15 protein-coding genes and 1 pseudogene are annotated in these 15997 nt (G+C 38.2%); 12 read left to right on the forward strand and 4 right to left on the reverse strand.

Features of this window, described 5'->3' with window-relative positions; translation table 11 throughout:
• The first annotated feature begins 15 nt into the window (after positions 1 to 15).
• Genes IE130_RS01870 through IE130_RS01885 form a run of 4 tightly spaced genes read left to right on the forward strand, consistent with a single transcriptional unit; the run spans position 16 to position 5864 of the window.
• A complete protein-coding gene (locus tag IE130_RS01870) occupies positions 16 to 936 on the forward strand; it encodes a hypothetical protein (protein ID WP_189580898.1) in 921 nt (306 codons plus the stop codon).
• Positions 937 to 954: 18 nt separating this feature from the next.
• Positions 955 to 3576: a T6SS effector BTH_I2691 family protein gene (locus IE130_RS01875; protein WP_189580901.1), complete on the forward strand. Its 2622-nt coding sequence runs from the start codon at positions 955 to 957 to the stop codon at positions 3574 to 3576.
• Complete coding sequence (locus IE130_RS01880) at positions 3577 to 4773, forward strand: DUF6708 domain-containing protein (RefSeq protein WP_189580904.1); 1197 nt, start codon at positions 3577 to 3579, stop codon at positions 4771 to 4773.
• 29 nt (positions 4774 to 4802) lie between these two features.
• On the forward strand, positions 4803 to 5864 hold the full coding sequence (locus tag IE130_RS01885) for a hypothetical protein (RefSeq protein WP_189580907.1): 1062 nt from the start codon (positions 4803 to 4805) through the stop codon (positions 5862 to 5864).
• Here the strand turns inward: IE130_RS01885 and IE130_RS01890 are convergent.
• Positions 5824 to 6237: pseudogene (locus tag IE130_RS01890) on the reverse strand (low temperature requirement protein A); the annotation flags it as partial. The gene IE130_RS01885 and the pseudogene IE130_RS01890 overlap by 41 nt on opposite strands.
• 81 nt (positions 6238 to 6318) lie before the next feature.
• Here IE130_RS01890 and IE130_RS14290 point away from each other — a divergent pair.
• A complete protein-coding gene (locus tag IE130_RS14290) occupies positions 6319 to 6447 on the forward strand; it encodes a hypothetical protein (protein WP_264997144.1) in 129 nt (42 codons plus the stop codon).
• Positions 6448 to 6556: 109 nt separating this feature from the next.
• Here the strand turns inward: IE130_RS14290 and IE130_RS01895 are convergent, their stop codons facing one another.
• Positions 6557 to 7462, reverse strand: coding sequence for a LysR family transcriptional regulator (locus IE130_RS01895; protein WP_189580909.1), 906 nt, complete (start codon positions 7460 to 7462; stop codon positions 6557 to 6559).
• 259 nt (positions 7463 to 7721) lie between these two features.
• Between IE130_RS01895 and IE130_RS01900 the strand changes: the two genes are divergently transcribed.
• Genes IE130_RS01900 through IE130_RS01910 form a run of 3 tightly spaced genes read left to right on the forward strand, consistent with a single transcriptional unit; the run spans position 7722 to position 9370 of the window.
• The gene (locus tag IE130_RS01900) at positions 7722 to 8003 is read left to right on the forward strand and encodes a DoxX family protein (protein WP_265090133.1); all 282 of its coding nucleotides are present in this window, start codon (positions 7722 to 7724) and stop codon (positions 8001 to 8003) included.
• A gap of 49 nt (positions 8004 to 8052) precedes the next feature.
• Entirely contained in the window at positions 8053 to 8607 is a 555-nt protein-coding gene (locus IE130_RS01905) for an NADPH-dependent FMN reductase (RefSeq protein WP_201574399.1), read from the forward strand.
• Between the two features lie 58 nt (positions 8608 to 8665).
• Entirely contained in the window at positions 8666 to 9370 is a 705-nt protein-coding gene (locus IE130_RS01910; protein ID WP_189582475.1) for a YoaK family protein, read from the forward strand.
• 171 nt (positions 9371 to 9541) lie between these two features.
• Here IE130_RS01910 and IE130_RS01915 read toward each other — a convergent pair whose 3' ends face one another.
• Positions 9542 to 9868 carry a GNAT family N-acetyltransferase gene (locus IE130_RS01915; protein WP_189580912.1) on the reverse strand — a complete coding sequence of 109 codons (327 nt, stop codon included), beginning with the start codon at positions 9866 to 9868 and terminating at the stop codon, positions 9542 to 9544.
• 226 nt (positions 9869 to 10094) lie between these two features.
• On the opposite strand from IE130_RS01915, the gene IE130_RS01920 reads away from it, so the two are divergent.
• From IE130_RS01920 to IE130_RS01930, 3 genes are all read left to right on the forward strand, one after another.
• Positions 10095 to 10808 carry a pirin family protein gene (locus tag IE130_RS01920; RefSeq protein ID WP_189580916.1) on the forward strand — a complete coding sequence of 238 codons (714 nt, stop codon included), beginning with the start codon at positions 10095 to 10097 and terminating at the stop codon, positions 10806 to 10808.
• Positions 10809 to 10863: 55 nt separating this feature from the next.
• The gene (locus tag IE130_RS01925) at positions 10864 to 11802 is read left to right on the forward strand and encodes a pirin family protein (protein ID WP_189580919.1); all 939 of its coding nucleotides are present in this window, start codon (positions 10864 to 10866) and stop codon (positions 11800 to 11802) included.
• Between the two features lie 62 nt (positions 11803 to 11864).
• Positions 11865 to 12473 (forward strand): nitroreductase family protein, encoded by a 609-nt coding sequence (locus tag IE130_RS01930; RefSeq protein WP_189580922.1) that lies wholly within the window; start codon positions 11865 to 11867, stop codon positions 12471 to 12473.
• Positions 12474 to 13002: 529 nt separating this feature from the next.
• Here the strand turns inward: IE130_RS01930 and IE130_RS01935 are convergent.
• Positions 13003 to 14475 carry a hypothetical protein gene (locus IE130_RS01935; protein WP_189580925.1) on the reverse strand — a complete coding sequence of 491 codons (1473 nt, stop codon included), beginning with the start codon at positions 14473 to 14475 and terminating at the stop codon, positions 13003 to 13005.
• Positions 14476 to 14934: 459 nt separating this feature from the next.
• On the opposite strand from IE130_RS01935, the gene IE130_RS01940 reads away from it, so the two are divergent.
• Entirely contained in the window at positions 14935 to 15828 is an 894-nt protein-coding gene (locus IE130_RS01940; RefSeq protein ID WP_189580928.1) for a YagK/YfjJ domain-containing protein, read from the forward strand.
• Positions 15829 to 15997: the final 169 nt, after the last annotated feature.

Raw genomic sequence — 15997 nt, forward strand, 5'->3', positions numbered from 1 at the left:
AAGCATGACAGCATAATGAATATCCAACCAGAAAAATCATTAAGCGTAAGCTTACAGACGCAAACGCTTGACGCTAGGGTGCTCAGTACCTTTGATGTCATGATTGTTCATCATAGCCAGACAGAGCTGATCGGCGAGATTAATTCTGCCTTCCCTGACGCTATACATTCATTACAGCAAGAGTTGCTTAGCTACCATATGATCGATAGTCCAGTCATGGTCACGCTAAGCTCAGACATCAGTAATATCCTAGAGATGCATTTGCAGCAGTGTGAGCTGCTATCTCGTCATCATGGCATACTCACATTACTAGATTATACTGCCCCTAATATAAGGGCATATAAAATAAGAATCAGTGCAAAAGAGTATCTACCAGACGAGCCTGAATGGCAGCAGCCAATAGTTAATACAACTGATGTAGAAGCCTCCAAACCAGATGCTAAGCAAATCGCTCGTTTACTAGGATTGAATCAAATCATCCAAAAAAGTGGTCAAAAAAAACTTCTTCGCTATTTAGATCCACAAGTATTGATTCATCTACTACCACTAGCACAGCACGCCTACATTACCAATCGCTATGGCTACCCTAAGCGGCTTTGGTTGCCATTAGATGACCACTGGCACAGTTTAAACAACCTTCATTATTATGAGCCTCAGCAAGTCAGATCAGTACAACGTCTGTCAAGCTACTGTCCATTGAGCCAAACCCAGTTGGATAATATCAGCATGCTTAATCGTTTCTTCGCTAAAAAAGGTATTGAGAGTAGCAATTTGATACTTAATCACTACGGTACACTGCTGAGCTGGTTGGACAAAGCGAATGCTCAACTGACAGCCGCAACACATCTGACCAATCCTGTTGATCGTATGACGATGATGAACCGATGGCTGTATGAATGCTATGAGCAATCAGGTTTAGTGACATTAGATAATTAAAAGATAAGGAACAAGGTCATGGCAGAGAGATGTGAGCAATGTTTGACTGAAGGGATTGCAATATTTCCTATGCGTTCAGGATATATATATTTGGAAAATAATTTGGAAATAGTCAGTAGATTGGTCAATGAAGGTTATATTTATATCATTGATAATAAAGGAGAGTGGTACGGGTATGTAATCACTCAAGGGCGTTATTTGAAACAATTCAATGTACACAATATAGCGAGCACACCTGAGTTGCCAACTGTAGACTACGCTTGTCACAAAGGTGATGATTGTATAGCTTTATCAAGCTTTATTCGAATACCAAATTCGCAAAAGGATATAGATACCTTATGGTTAGCCTATAGTCCTGTTAAATGGAATAAGGAAGTCATCAAAAGACATCAAAAAAATGTCGATGATGCTAAAACTAATAATATGATTGAAGTTCCAGTAACTGCTAAGCCATCAAGTAGTAAAAATCACTCAGGCGCTAAATTACAAAGTTCTAAATATTACAATGTGTGGAATAATGAAAATGACGCCAATGAAGCAACTCGGCAGTTTTTTCCTAACGAATATTATGGTCTTATAAATCCACTTAGTAAAAGACCTTATAATCCAGATAAGTCAAAGGAAACACTTAATTATCTTGATAAGCTAAGTAAGGTTAAAGTAAGTGGTACAGCTATTTCGGTTAAATTTAATGATCCTGTTGGTAAATTAATTGATTTAAACGAGTTTATGATACAAGCAAAGCTTGCTTCTCGACCTACTGAAGATGAAGTTTATCGTCATACAGTAGCGACTCTCATCAACACTTTAAAAAATAATGTTGATGAAAGAGCAAAAGCTCATGCACAACGCCATATAGGCAAAGTTAATGAGCATAACAATTATTTACGGCCGATACCAAGATGGGAAGGAGATGGCCCGAGTGAAGCAGAGCAGCAAGCAGAAGCGCAAAGACAACGAGAAGGTGCCTCAAGGTTTTTGGAGCAGCAACGACAGTCAGCATGGTCGAGTTATAGCGAGCTAATTCGTGAAAGTGAAATGAACGGATGGCTGTCTGATTTTGAAGTAAGGTCTGAACAGCGTCAAAATGAGCTTAATACCTTGTTAGAGATGTTAGCTGCTGCTTATAAAGATGTGTTCGAAGGCGAAGAATTAAAAACAATGATGACTCACTGTTTTGATAAAAATGATGAGGGAAGTTGTGTTTATTACACACTTACTGTTCAGCAGTTTTTAGGCTCGACTGCTACCATACCTGCATTAGCTGACTTATATGATTTACACTTAACAGAAAAAAAATCCAGTGACGAAGATAACTACCTAGCACGTGCCTTGGCCTTTAACCAAGATCAAGTCGTCAATTATATTGATGGAATGCCATCTCTTACGGCAGGGGTTAGTACGACAGAGATTATGACCAATTCATGGTCAGGGTTGCTATATACTGGCTCGGCTGCGGTATTTGGTAGGTACGATGCTGTCGCCGGACAAGTAGGCGCAACTGTTAGCCTAGCAGAGCAGCTTGCAGTTCCCTTTATGAAAGACTATCGTACAGGTCAGGCTTTGTCTGGACTAATGATATCTACTAAGGAGTATTTATTTGGATATCACCACGAAAAAGCCTTAATCGTAGTTAGAGGGCAAGGCAGCTACGCTGATGCTAGAAAAGCGTTGATAAATGGCGTTATGCACATCGCAGGTAGTGGTAATCTGCCTACTAGAATACGTGAAAGTATCGATCAAGCACTTAAAACTTCAGGAGAGGCTGCTAGACTCAACAAAACCATTAGCCAAAGTTTTATCTACTATATAGATAAAAATCAACTTAGAGCAGGAATGAACGTCTACGAGAGTAGCAATAAAGCATATCCTGACAAAAATACATTGAGACAAACTATAGGCCAATCAGTCTACACTGAGCCTGAGTTGTACGACCAAAGTTACAAAAATTACAAACGTTTTGAAGATATTACCAATCGAAGAGTAGACCAAGCTGTCCGAGCCCATTATTTTGGGGCTATGCTACAAACAGTGGCTTGTGTCTTTTTAGTAGGTGCATTTTTTCAAGCAAAAACTCAAGAAGACAGACTAGTAGAAGGCAGTAAAGCAGTCGCAGGATTGATGATACTGCTAGCTGGTAGTTTGGAGCTTCGTGGTAATGCCAGTCAACTAATGGCAAGTGAACTAAAACTTCAACGTGGAGCAGGTAATTTAGTATCAAATGAAAAAGTATTAACGGCCGAGCGATCAGCAAAATCTTTGTCAGTGGTTGCAAGAGGTTTGAGTCTTGGCGGTGCGGCAATATTTGCTGGCTTTGATATAAAATCAGCTCTTGATGCTAAAGAAAATGATAACGAAACTATGATGTGGGCTTATTATGGTTCAGCAGCTACTGGAGCTGGCTCAACAGTACTTCTAACATTAAGTTTAGGAGCAACAGCAACAGGTATTGGTGTAGTCTTACTTATTGGTTTTATTGGTGTCACTCTATTCATCGGCTATTGGAAAAAGTCAGGAATGGAGAATTGGCTTAATCTTGGTATTTGGGGAGTCGAGAGCGCTGGTTGGTCACTTGAGCATACATTAGAGCAGTTTGATCGTGCTGTGGTAGGTGACGATATCGATCTACAGGACAATTAAATGATAGATATTAATGGAAGAAACCCCTTTGCAAAACTTAATTATAAAGAAATTAATCAAAAATTCGGTGGTAATTTCGGTGTGGGTTTAGGCGGACAAGTTCAAGAAATTAAGGACTTTAAATGGTTGGATAAAACACAAAATTATGACGTACCGCTTTATCCGCAGCGCACCGTCGTACAGTTTAATTCAACTTATATGGAGCTAGTAGGCCGTCAGGATAGAATACGAGGTGATGTCACGTTTGGCAGTTTATTTTTTTTAGGACTAATATCAGGTGTCATTTACTTAGGTTTTGTTATATTGTATGACGAGTTCTTAACAGGCTCTTTTCTATTAGGAATATTAGCCAGTACCATAACGTTAGCCTTTATAGTTGCTTTTATTTATTTACTGGCTTTACTCTCAACGGAGCTATTCAGCTATACCTATCTTCCCATTCGTTTTAATCGAAAAACACGCAAGGTTTATGTTCGCCAAGCCAATCGACAAGTACAGGTTTTTGATTGGGATGACCTGAAATTCTATATGGCCACTACCTACAAAGACGGTGGTGATGTGCGTGGTATTACTTTAGCTGATGATGGCGTCACTATTACGGGGATGTTTAGCTTACCGTTTGTTAATAGTTTAGGAGCAGATAGGCATGATGAAGGTACATTGCTAGGACATTTCGAGTTTGTTCGTAGATATATGGAAGGCAACGCTAAGCAATTTAAAGAAGTTAAAAGCGCTGTTCGCTATGTTCATCCTGTACATGAAAAGAGAGAAACTCCACTAGTGTCTTTGCAAAGAGTCAAGCTAGGCTATCACGCTAGTCATGTTAATCAAGAGAATCCAGGTACATTTAGACTGGTATTAGCAGAATATCTACTAATGCCTTTTGCTTGGCTACGTTACATGGGACGTTTATTATCTATTAACACAAGCATCACCCCCAAGTTTAGTCCTGAGATTGAAGCTGAATGTCAGATAGATCCTAACGATCCGTATGACTTAAACAAAAACTTGCCCGAAGGCAATATTGAAGATGCCAATCAACCCATTTGGAAAAAGCTAGTCTTTAGTCTCGCGCTTATTTTATTCGGTATCATCATGTTATTTGTTTTTGCATTTTTTATTGACATGATAGGGGCAATCAAGGGATATGACACAGGGTTGGCCTATAAGCTGCTGTATTGGTTTCATTTAGTGTGATTGCTTAGATGAAAACAAGAAGGCTTTGAATGCAACTACGCGATGATTTTTCTAAACATATTAATGAGCTACAAGAAGTTCTTGAAAGCCCTTATAGTAGCGAGATAAATAAAGGTTTATTAGAAGAAGGAGAAGACATTGAGCATCTTAACAAAGAGATTGCCAACATTAATCCTGATTATATGACTTTCTTACCTAGCTACTTTTGGTATTGGTATTTCTGCATAGGCTGGGTTTATTTTTCTACATTTTGGCTAGGTAACTATTTTTTGCAAGATATTGGAGAAGTTGTATTTATAAATGGTAATTTTGACTTATTTGATATAATACTTACTTTTTTCTGGCTACTTGTGTTTGGTACTCCTCTTTTCTTACTCTTCTATCAATTTATCAGAAAGCATCCGTACCGCATTCAATACTACTTTCTAAAAAAAGAGCAGAAGTTAGTGTATTACTATCGTCCCTCATTACAGTTTTTTAAACCTTTTGAATTAAAGATAGTAGATTATAAAGACCTTATTCCTGAAATTCATACCATCAAACAAAATACTGCTTATACGCCGCTAAATCTATATATCGCAGATCCTAATACAGGAAAGATTACTCATCATATAAAACCTCATGATGTTAGTGTTGACCCACGTGTACACTGGGCGTTTATCCGCACCTATATGGAAGGTGATGCCGCCGATTTACCAATCAATCCTAAGTTCTGTGAGGCTTATCCAGTAGACACCAGTAAGTCACTTTTTGCCTGCAGTGATATTGTCTTTCGCAAATACGGTATTCTCAATACGCAGCATTCAGGCGCTGGCGGCATCGTTATGCTTATAATCAGCTCAATATATGCGCTTGGTTACTTATTACAAGGCAATAACTACCAGTGTACTGAACAAGCCATATTACATCCTGACATTAAGAAGTTACTGACATGGGATGGTCAAGATAACCCATATCCTATTCAACCAATTACACCAGAAGCGGAGAGGGCATTTCGAGGTAAAAACTGGCAAGTAAATATCAGATGGATAATAGCGATAGCGATTAACGTCAGTCTATTTGCTTGGGCGATGGTCGCTTATAATAGCTAGTTAGTGGTGATCTACTACAGTCCCTAATTTGAAGAATAAATATAAGCAGGGAGACTGAAACCTTGCTGATAGATAAGATCGCATCACCACCGCCATACGTCCCCGTATTGCCCAGCATATTCAGCAATGTGAGCCATGCCGAAGAAACCGTACACCTAAACTTGTGGCCTTCTACTTGTTGATACACACGCCACCACTGACTACAGCTAGCCAATCGCATGATCGCGTAACCAGTAACGCCTATCCATGTTAGTCCTTGCTCAAAAAACTGATTGATGTTGGCGGCAATCATTAATGAGCCAAACATTTGCAACATTACTGAGAGACGGTAATACCAATCATCAGGATCATACTCTGAGGCAAACCAAGTAAAGCTCGTCCAAGCATTCTACAATATAAAAAAAGCCATGATAAAAGTTAAAAATCCAAAAAAGTCATGCTCAAGTAAGCGGTGATGAAGCCCGCTTGCAGCAACAGCAACAGCAATGACAATGACAATGACAATGACAATGACAATGACAATGACAATGACAATGACAATGACAATGACAATGACAATGACAATGACAAGATCAAATCATAACTCAAGCGTACTAGAGGCTCGATGTTGCTCATTAGGGTCTCTAGCATGGATCGTGGGTACACGAATCATTCACTATGCTCCAATAGATATAATTTGAACAATCAAAAAACTAATACCTATCCCAATAAGGATCATCACCGAAGCGTTCAGCGATAAGATTAATTAAATAACGGCAACGCTGAGATAAAAATCGATTTTTTGGATAGACCGCATAGGCATTTAGTGTGGGCAGCTGGTACTGCTGCATGATAGGGACTAGCTCACCACTTGCTAAGGTTTGATAAGTAATAAAGGTTGGCAAAAAGGCAATGCCTTGGCCTTTCACTGCCATCTCACGCAAAAAATCACCGTTGTTGACTTTTATTTTTGAGTTAACCTCTATCTCATGTTTTTTGCCTTGCTCATCTATCAATTCTATCGTGCTAGATTTACTCAGACCATATTGCAAGATTTTATGCGTTGCCAACTCTTCTACCGTTTTTGGTGTGCCCATTTTATCCAGATATTCAGGACTGGCGCACAATGCATAACGAATGAGTGCGAGACGTTTGGCTTGGTAGCTAGAATCTTGCATCTCTCTGACACGAATGGCCAGCTCAAATCCTTCTTCGACCAAATCCACATGTCGATCAGAAAAATCTAACTCAAAATTCAGATTAGGGTGTTGATTGGCATATTCATCAATAACGTCATTCAGATGCATCAAGCCAAACGATAATGGCGCGGTCATTTTTAGCGTGCCCTCGATACGAGTCGGAGCACCACTCGTTTCTTCGTTGAGCGCGTCTACTTCACTCAGTATGTTGCCGACTTTTTGGTAATACTGCTCACCTGCTTGTGTTAAGTTCGATTGGCGCGTGGTGCGGCTAATGAGCTGACTGCCCAATCGTGTTTCTAATTCCTTTAGTCGACGGCTTACAGCTGATTTAGCGATGTTCAGTTGCTCTGCGGCTTTGGTAATGCTCCCTGCTTCGACAATGCGGACAAACATTGCCATATCCTCTAGTTGTCCCATTTGAGCTACTCCTTGACTGTTCTTAAAAAAAGAACTTACATTTATAATTATCACGGTTTATCTATCTATAAGCAACGACTACAATTACTGTGTTTCCTAATCAAATAAAAGCTATTTAAACAAACGTACTCATTACTGGAGCATCACTATGGACAAATTACAACAGCTAAGCACGCCAATTGGCCGTCTATTTTTATCCATGATCTTTATTTTTTCAGGCTTTACCAAAATAACAGGTTACGCTGCTACCTAAGGTTATATGGAAGCAATGGGCGTCCCTGGAATGCTCTTACCTTTCGTTATTGCGCTTGAGTTATTTGGCGGTATCGCCATTCTACTTGGCTTTAAAGCGCGCCTGATAGCTGTGTTGTTTGTTGGTTTTAACATCGTATCGGCGCTTATTTTTCATCAATTCTGGATCGATGAATCACAAATGAATCCATTTATGAAAAACATTGCTATCGCTGGCGGCTTCTTAATGATTTTTGTCCATGGCGCAGGTGCGTATTCAATTGAGAATAGTAAGACGCATAAAATTTAGTATAGTAAATGCTTCACTCATCAGGTTTTATCATCATTAAGGAGTTGCTATGAGCGCATCCATCAATATTGCACTGATTATTGGGAGTTTACGCACAGAGTCCATCAATCGTAAATTTGCAGAATATATTGTGTCGCAGATGCCTGACCGCGTGAATATCAAAGAAGTGGATATCGCAGACTTGCCGCTTTATAACCAAGATTATGATGATACAACGATTGATAGCTACGAGCGTGTACGTCAGCAATTAAAAGACGCTGATGCAGTATTGATTGTCACTCCAGAGCACAATCGTACAATGTCTGCGGCTTTAAAAAACGTCGTAGATATTGCTTCGCGTCCTTATAAAGAAAGTGTTTGGACACATAAGAAAGTTGCGGTAGTGACGGCCTCACCAGGTAGCTTTGGCGGTATCAATAGTGGACTTGATGTCAGAAAAAGTATGCAAATGCTTTCGGCACAAATGATGATTGATCCCGAAATTTATTTAAGTCGGGCAACTGACAGTTTAAATGAAGATGGCAGTGTCACTGAACTCACACAAAAATTCTTACAACGCTTCGCTTCTGATTTTGTAGACTTTGCAGGGAAACTGGGTGACTAAATTAATCTCTAACGATCCTGACAACACCGCTATTCATACCACTAACGATGATCAAGCAGTGTCACCACATTCAAAACCGCCGAGTTTTTGGCAGCGTTATCAAACGCCTGTACTATTAACCGTGGTGGGTGGGGCTATTGATACTATTGGTTTTATCACCTTGTTTGGTTTTTTTACCGCGCATGTCACTGGTAACTTAGTGATGGCGGGTAGTGGATTGGTCAAAGGTGAGCAAGGTCTGTGGATTAAGCTTGCCGCTTTACCATTGTTTATTCTAACGGTCATGGTGACCAAGATATTTATTGATCATAGTAAAAACAAGCAGCTAACGCTGAGCCGTTTGTTTTTAGCAGAAGCTGTTTTTTTGATAGCCTTTATGATTGCTGGTCTTTACTACCAGCCTTTTGTGGATGCAGGGGACATCACTGTGGCAATAACAGGGGGCTTGGGTTTGATTGCGTTGGCTATTCGTAATACAGCCAGCAAAACGGTGATTAAGCATATGAGTCCGACTGTGTTAATGACGGGTAATACCACGCAACTGGGTATTAATCTGACCGATTATTTGATCAATCGTACCGCAGATAACGGTAAAAAACTGACGCACAGCTCAGCATTGGTTTTTAGCTTTCTAGTCGGGGCGTTACTGGGTGCACTTTTATATATTCAGCTAAATTTTTGGGCAGTCGGATTGTTTGTACTACCCGTACTGTATTTGTCAGTAATGGCACGTGATAAAGCATTCTTGCAAAGTATCGCCTAGTATTTTCTAACGTAATGGAGCCTCGCATTACTATTCAGTAGTGTGGATTTTCAAGACTGATGTCTTGTGTCTTACTATATCAACCTTTGACTTTTGACAATAAAAAAGCCCTATCTTGATGGATAGGGCATTTTTTATGTCATCTACATGGTTATCACTGATAAACATTGTTTAAGGCGTTGCTTTGTGAAATACCGAGTTGTCTTGATATTCTGGATGTTTGTCTATGTAGGCTTTGATATATGGGCAAATAGGTTTCACTCTCAGGTTTTTAGCTGCTGCATCATCTAGTATTGATTTAGCAAGATAACCTGCAATACCTCGTCCGCCAATCTCTTCGGGCACCTCAGTATGGGTATAAGCAATGCCATCTTCACCTTGACTGGTGGTAAAAAATTCATAATCTTCAAAGGCGATATGCCCATCAACGTGAATTTCAAAACGTTTCTGATCTGTATTATCTATTACATCATAATTCAATAATGGTTTATCTGACATCGTTAAGCTTCCTTATATCGTAAATGTAATTAGGTATATAGAGCCATACCATGAATATGGTACGCCATATTAAGAGTTTTATTGTTCTAAAAATAAGAATAGTTATTTGCATTTACCGATGTGTATCTCTTCTTAAACAACAATTATAATCGTTCCATTGTTTAGACAAGTTCGTTAATAGTAAATTTTCAGACATGTTTAACTCCCCAATAACTAAGGATAAATTATGAAAACTATCTATCATGCAGCAAACTCTCGTGGCGATGCAAACCATGGCTGGCTGAAAAGCAAACATACCTTCAGCTTTGCGAATTATCACAATCCAGAACGTATGGGATTTGGTGCGCTACGTGTTATTAACGATGATTTTGTTATTGGTGGTCAAGGTTTTAGCAAGCACTCACATCGCGATATGGAAATTATCAGTATTCCACTATCGGGTAAGCTCGGTCATGGCGATAACATTGGTAACAATGGCATTATCGAAACGGGTGAAATCCAAGTTATGTCAGCCGGTACAGGCATCACTCATAGTGAGATGAATGGCGATGACAAAGAGGATGTAAAGTTCTTACAGATTTGGGTCATTCCAAACAAAATGAACGTAGCGCCTCGTTATCAGCAAGTACGCATGGATGACATCATGCAACCAAATAAGTTCAATCAAGTATTGTCACCAAACGCTGACGATGCTGGCGTCTGGATTCATCAAAACGCATGGTTCAGTATGGGTGACTTTGAGCAAGGAGTCACTCAAAACTATACGCTAAATGATGCGAACAATGGCGTGTACGTTTTCGTGATTGAAGGTAGTGTGACCATTAACAATAACGTGTTAAATACGCGTGACGGTCTAGGTGTCTGGGATACTAAAAGCATGACTATGGACGTTCTAGAGAACTCAAAAGTATTAATCATGGAAGTACCTATGACTTTTTAATACTTTTCTACGCTCATTATTTGTGAAAATAAAGTATCAAAAAAGGAGTTAGTTCATGAGTATTCAAACGTTAGAGCCAAGATTGGCTGATGTCGGCGGTATTCCAATTGCGCGTTTATTACCTAACAAAGGCAAAAAGCCTATCGGTGCGTGGTGCTTTTTAGATCATGCAGGTCCTGCTGATTTTGACCAAGATGACGCAGGTATGCAGGTTGGTCGCCATCCGCATACCAATTTGCAAACTTTTAGCTGGATGTTAAATGGCGAAGTGCTACACAAAGACAGTTTAGGTAACGCACAAGTCATTACCAAAAACCAAGTCAATGTCATGACCGCAGGTACGGGTTTGAACCAAGGTATCAGTCATACTGAACAAAGTGTCTTTCCAGATACGGGCGGTTCGAAAGATGCAGCACGTGGTATCAGTATGGTGCAGCTATGGATTGCACTGCCCACTGACCAGAAGATTGAGCGCAGTTTTCATCACTATCCTGAGCTACCAACGTGGAGCGAGGGCAATGCAGAGATGGTTCTGACGACAGGTAGTTATACCAATGTATTGGGTGAAATGTTTGAAGCACCTACCATCCAATACTCAAAGCTGGTCGGTATAGATGTGTACTTCAAGCAAGATGGCGAAGCGACATTGAGTCTAGAGTCAGGCTTTGAGTACGGTATCTTAGTTTCAGAAGGGCAGATAGAGTCTGAAGGCAAGGTCTGTCAGCAAGATCAATTATTCCGTTTTCATGATAGCGATGTCGCCAATAGCAAAAGTATTAAACTGGCTGCCAAAAAGGGGACACGTATCATGTTCATCGGCGGCGAACCGCTTAATAACCCAGTGCTACTGTGGTGGAACTTCGTTGCTGATAACAAAGCAGAGATTGAGCAATCTATTATTGATTGGAATAATGGCCATGAGCGTTTCGGTAATGTCGACTCTGATATGAAGCGTTTGCCTGCGCCTGAACTACCTAAAGGTTTCAAAGGCTAATTATTATCTGTTTTGATACCTTATATCTAACCTTAACTCATACAAAACCACTGGAGAAAATCATGTCAAACTTACAAGATTTACAGCAATTAGCTGAGAAACGCCGTTCAATTTATGCGCTAAGCAATCAATTACCAGTATCGAATGATGACGTAGTGAAATTGGTTGAACATGCTATTTTGCACACGCCATCAGCGTTTAATTCACAGTCAGCTCGTATCGTTGTGTTGTTTGGTGATGAGCATAACAAGCTTTGGAATATGACCGAAGAGATGCTAAGAGCTATCGTTGGTGATGAAGAGAAATTTAAAGGAACAAGAGACAAAATCGCTGGCTTTAAAGCAGGTGCAGGAACCGTCTTATTTTTTGAAGACAAAGGTGTTGTAAGAAATATGCAAGAAGCCGCGCCCTTATATGCCGATAAATTCCCCATTTGGTCGCATCAAACCAGTGCTATGCATCAGTATGTGATCTGGACAGCATTGGCTAGTCTAGATATCGGTGCAAACTTACAACATTATAATCCAGTCATTGATCAAAAAGTCGCTGAGGAGTGGAGTATTTCTGAAGATTGGGAGCTTAATGCGCAAATGGTGTTTGGTGCAATCGAGCAGCCAGCAGGTGATAAAGCGTTCAAGCCTGTTGAAGAACGTATGAAAGTATTTGGCTAATAAGTTTTAGCGTTAAAGACCATATAACCAATGAAACTGCCATGATATGTTCATAGCGGTTTCATTGGTTTTTTTATAATTATAAACTGGATAGGACGTACCATTAAGAATAGCTTAGGATGAATCTTGATAAGAAAGAAGTAATTCTTATCTTCAGGCTTATGGCTGCTGATACTTCGGTCTGAACTGATCGCTTTTCTTTCCATATCCTAGATCTCCATAAGTACACTCAAAACTCGGTATACTCAAAGTGCATGGATTAGGATAGATAGAGCATGACAGTATGGAACGCCAGACACAACAAAGCCCCTGATATCAGGGGCTTTAGCTGTTCTATAAGATAGTATAGGACTATGTAATGGTACCCGGAGCCGGAACCAGTATTGATATTTAACTTGTTGATATATATGGGTAAATATTTTTTATTATAAATTAGTACACTTGTAGGTATACTTAAGATTTGGTTTTCAATTTTATAGTAATTTCGTAATACAAATCTCACAATTCCTTACCAGTACTGAGCTGCTACTTAGTTTATATATGTTTTTCCAGTCTTTTGTCTTATCAGTTCAGCGTTTACCAAAAAAGGATCATCATCAGCCATGTTATCATCAATGTTGTGAAGAGTCTTAGCTGAAGCTAAATTACTGTCAATAGCCTGTAGTTTCGTTGTTGGATCATTGGTTTCCATCGTAGAAATGTTTGGAGGTGGAATAATATCTTCATGACGATTGATTGCCTCATCCATTGAGTTTTCAGTAGCAGTATCGTCAGCGTTATCCAAACTCACAGTCTTATCATCAGATTGGTTCTGTTCAGCATTCACGACTGGCTCAGCATTAATAATGCAAACAGAATCTTCAATATCTGGTGGTAAGTCTAACGCTTTAACCTGAACGTTTATATTTATTATATCGTTGCCCTCACAATCGACTAGTAGAGATTCATGAGTATTATTTTGAACTTGTAGAGTTTGCTCAGTTTCAAAAAGACTAAGATGGGGTTTCTCATAGTATCCAAGGCAGCTATAATTTTTTGTATTATAAACTGTAGAGGTAGCTTTAAATGCTTGTTCTTTTAATATTTGTTTATTGATATATACGCCTTTTGAGGTTTTTGTAGTGGGGTTATTGAGCTTAATATTAGAATCGATATCCTTTAGAGTCTTTAATCTTGATTTTTGTTTTTGCCATGTATTTTTCATGGTTCTTATAAATTTAGTTCTTGTTTCAAAGGTATAGTGATTTAAGGGTACGGGGCTAGAGATAGTAGTAGAGTTGAGGAAAGTAAAACCCATGTAATCAAACGAAGCTAAGATATGATTGTATCGACTAGCAGTTTCATCGATATCAAAATAAATATAATCACTTGCACCAAGATAAGTATTTAAAATGTTGTTTTTACTTCTCTTATTCAGCATATATCTATACGCCCAATCAATTTGTTTTCTATCCTTTCTATCTAACCATTCAAGTTCATTATCTCTAATCTTACTTAGAATAAAAATATCTCTAAGTCTATTCAGCACAGCTATTTTTTGATGAATTGTATACTCTAATTGGTAATCCTTAGGGTCTATTATTTTTCTAGAGAAATAGTAAATATTCTTCGAATAGGTTATATCGTGATTGGCTGTCATTATCTCTTCACGAGTAGTTATATATTTTATTTTATAATCAGACGATCTTAATGCCATTACAAACCACAATGTTGCTCTATCTTTTCCATGAAGCCAGCTAATATGACTCTGTGGAATTATAATAGCAGACATCTCAACTAGCAACTTGTCGACTCTAATAGGTGAGTACCTTCTTATTTCTAAAATAGTAACCAGTTTTTTCTTGCAATTCCTATCATCCTTTACTAAAAAAACTTTTTCTATCGGTTTCATTTGATTTAAGTAATATAAACACCAATATGATTCATGAGCCGTTAGTTGGTTTACTTTGCTTGTTATGTATTCTTTATTAAAGGTATTTTTATTTAATTGAGGTTCTTCCATAATAAAAATTACATCCATGATTAAAGTATATAAGGATCGAAATTTACCTAGTTCTACGTAGTCAAAATCAATAAAATAAGCTCTATTATATCGCAAAAAATGGTCATTATATGCTGTATTTTTGGTCAGAATATTGTCAGAGAATATGGTCGCTACACCTTTACGTTATAGATGCTGTACGGGGATTTCTATGCCAAATTAACTTCATTATAACTCTAACTCCATTCGAACCACTTCCTTATACTAAAGGGTAGCTCATGATCGGATTTAGCTAAATCCTTAGCTCTGCTTAGGATATAGTCTACTTCAATACCATGTTACAGATCGGGTATATATATTATTAATATACACACTAGATATGTTTTTCTAAACTGAGAGCTACTCTCTCAGTAATTATAATTATAAAATTACTAAATCTTATTAACTTATGAATACAAATTTATAAGGATGATAATCACGATGTATAACTCGATCAATAACTCCAAAATAGTGTCAGATATTGATGTTCTCGTTAGAAATATAATATATCAACGCATTTCGCTTAAGAACGTTAAAAGTGAATTGAATAGGCTGTATTATCCATTCGTGACAATTTTAGATGACGAGTTGGCATACTCACAACCAATTAATGCTTTTATAAATACCACCAACGCTATTGTTGGTGATTCCTATCCGTTCAATATTTCATGGAATAACAGTTTGACTGAGAATTTTATTCGGTTACTGTTGTCTTATAAAAGCCATATTGATTATGACTATAATAAGTGGTACTCACAAGGAATAAGCAATTCCAATAAGCTTGAAAATAATATAAGAAAACTTTTTATTAAAAGATCTAGACTGCTTTTTGTACGTGTTGACTTAAAGTATTTTCAGGAAGTTAGTGACCATATTACTATTTACGATTTTGATGCTCACATGCAGAAACTGCGGGATTTCATAGGTAATAAAAAAACTTGTTTTGGAGACTTGCTTTTAAATGCTTGGTCCTTAGAGCAAGGAGAGGAAAACGGTAGTTTTCACTGTCATCTATTGCTAGTTTATGATGGCTCAGAGCATTATAGCGATACGTATTTGGCTATGAAAGTGGGAGAAAAATGGCAAGATATTACAGAGGGGTTAGGGTATTTCTTTAATTTACACACTCCTAATTATAAAAAGCGGTTTGAATATAAAAATACGCTTGGTATAGGCATGATTCATCGGAGTAATATTCAGGAAGTTGAGAATGCCGTCAACGCAGCATTATATTTAACCAGACCATTTAAGTCAGATGATAGCTACCAACGTCTTAAAGTAAAGCTACCTGGTATGCGTACCTTTGGCAAAAGCATAAAAAAAAGAAATACATAGTTTTTATGGTTCTAGCTTACTCTTGATTTTAGTGATACATCAAATGATATAACCCATTATTTTAAAAAAATAAATATTGTGTTCGCCAGAAAGGTATCTATTGAGGAAAGTGATGTTGTTATAAGTTTTTCTTGAATCCAGTTTAACAAAAATACTTTTAAATAGATTG

The sequence above is a fragment of the Psychrobacter glaciei genome, assembly GCF_014652895.1.
Taxonomy (GTDB): domain Bacteria; phylum Pseudomonadota; class Gammaproteobacteria; order Pseudomonadales; family Moraxellaceae; genus Psychrobacter; species Psychrobacter glaciei.

Excerpts from the sequence above, each read along its gene's own strand:
- IE130_RS01870 (WP_189580898.1), top strand. The coding sequence starts at position 16 with ATGAATATCCAACCAGAAAAATCATTAAGCGTAAGCTTACAGACGCAA.
- IE130_RS01875 (WP_189580901.1), top strand. The coding sequence starts at position 955 with ATGGCAGAGAGATGTGAGCAATGTTTGACTGAAGGGATTGCAATATTT.
- IE130_RS01880 (WP_189580904.1), top strand. The coding sequence starts at position 3,577 with ATGATAGATATTAATGGAAGAAACCCCTTTGCAAAACTTAATTATAAA.
- IE130_RS01885 (WP_189580907.1), top strand. The coding sequence starts at position 4,803 with ATGCAACTACGCGATGATTTTTCTAAACATATTAATGAGCTACAAGAA.
- IE130_RS14290 (WP_264997144.1), top strand. The coding sequence starts at position 6,319 with ATGAAGCCCGCTTGCAGCAACAGCAACAGCAATGACAATGACAATGAC.
- IE130_RS01895 (WP_189580909.1), bottom strand. The coding sequence starts at position 7,462 with ATGGGACAACTAGAGGATATGGCAATGTTTGTCCGCATTGTCGAAGCA.
- IE130_RS01900 (WP_265090133.1), top strand. The coding sequence starts at position 7,722 with ATGGAAGCAATGGGCGTCCCTGGAATGCTCTTACCTTTCGTTATTGCG.
- IE130_RS01905 (WP_201574399.1), top strand. The coding sequence starts at position 8,053 with ATGAGCGCATCCATCAATATTGCACTGATTATTGGGAGTTTACGCACA.
- IE130_RS01915 (WP_189580912.1), bottom strand. The coding sequence starts at position 9,868 with ATGTCAGATAAACCATTATTGAATTATGATGTAATAGATAATACAGAT.
- IE130_RS01920 (WP_189580916.1), top strand. The coding sequence starts at position 10,095 with ATGAAAACTATCTATCATGCAGCAAACTCTCGTGGCGATGCAAACCAT.
- IE130_RS01925 (WP_189580919.1), top strand. The coding sequence starts at position 10,864 with ATGAGTATTCAAACGTTAGAGCCAAGATTGGCTGATGTCGGCGGTATT.
- IE130_RS01930 (WP_189580922.1), top strand. The coding sequence starts at position 11,865 with ATGTCAAACTTACAAGATTTACAGCAATTAGCTGAGAAACGCCGTTCA.
- IE130_RS01935 (WP_189580925.1), bottom strand. The coding sequence starts at position 14,475 with ATGGAAGAACCTCAATTAAATAAAAATACCTTTAATAAAGAATACATA.
- IE130_RS01940 (WP_189580928.1), top strand. The coding sequence starts at position 14,935 with ATGTATAACTCGATCAATAACTCCAAAATAGTGTCAGATATTGATGTT.